Below are 1,206 nucleotides of genomic sequence, written 5' to 3' on the forward strand. Positions count from 1 at the left end.
GTCTTAGATTCAACCGGTCAAGGCAACACTCTCGGCCGGGGTGCGGAATCCCAGGCACTTGCGCGGACGGTTGTTGAGCTTCGTCGCGATGGCGTCGAGGTCGTCCTGGCTGAACGTCGACAGGTTTGTGCCTTTGGGGAGGTACTGCCGGAGCAGCTTGTTGGTGTTCTCGTTGGTGCCGCGTTGCCAGGGGCTGCGCGGGGCTGCGAAGAACACGTCGACGCCGGTTTCGGTGGTGAACCGCTTGTGGGCTGCCAGTTCCATACCGCGATCCCAGGTCAGGGTGCTGCGTAGGCGGGGGTCCATGCGTTCGTAGGTCTCGGCCAGAGCGGGAACAACTACGGTGGTGTGGCGGCTGGCGAGTTTCACGACCGTGAGGAACCGTGACTTCCGGTCGACCAGCGTGGCGACCTGGCTGTTGTTCGAGCCGATCACCAGATCGCCTTCCAGATGCCCGAACTCGCTGCGGTCTCCCGCCGCCTGGGGCCGGTCCTCGATCGGTCGGGCATCGGTGATCTGTGAGCGCCACTGTCCTTTCACCGTGTGGCGCTTGTTCTTCCGGATCGGGCGGCCAGTTCGCAGGCGCTTGCACAGCTCGCGAGGGATCACTTTCCAGCGGGTGGTGTAGACCGATCGGTAGATCGTCTCGTGGCTGATCTCCATCCCCGGGTCGTCACCGTGGTGCAGACGCAGGTGGCCGACAATCTGTTCCGGCGACCACTCCTCCTGCAGCAGGGTCAGTACCGTCTGCCTCAACGCGGGCCTGCGGGCGAGCAGGCACTGCTTCGGGCGCCGGGCGCGGTCAAGTGCCCGTTCCTGCGCAGCGATCGCCCGATAGACGTCGCGTCCACCGTTGTTGCTGACTTCACGACTGATCGTCGACACTGCACGCCCCAGGCGGCCGGCGATGGCCCGGCAGGACTCTCCGGCATGAAGCCCGCGTGAGATCTCCTCCCGCTCGCCCATGGTCAAGCTTCCGGCACGTGCTTTGCGGGGTGTGGGAGCGATTCCTCCGTGGTGCTTGAGGACGGTGAACACCGAGCCGGGCGGCTTGCCGATCTGCCTTGAGATGACGCTGATCGACTCCCCGGCCCTCCAGCGCCGCCACAAGTCGGCCTTCATCTCGTCCGACATCCCCGGCCGACCCAGTCTCGCCACGTAAACCGTCCTCAACCAGCACTGTTGCTCTGACCGGTTGAATCTAAG

1 protein-coding gene is annotated in these 1,206 nt (G+C 64.9%); it reads right to left on the bottom strand.

The window, feature by feature from the left end; all coding sequences use genetic code 11:
* Positions 1-9 precede the first annotated feature (9 nt).
* Positions 10-1,134 (bottom strand): IS30 family transposase, encoded by a 1,125-nt coding sequence (locus G3I56_RS42580; protein ID WP_203691962.1) that lies wholly within the window; start codon positions 1,132-1,134, stop codon positions 10-12.
* Positions 1,135-1,206: the final 72 nt, after the last annotated feature.

Origin of the sequence: Streptomyces sp. SID12488 (assembly GCF_010548275.1) — a bacterium.
In the GTDB taxonomy this organism is placed as follows: domain Bacteria; phylum Actinomycetota; class Actinomycetes; order Streptomycetales; family Streptomycetaceae; genus Streptomyces.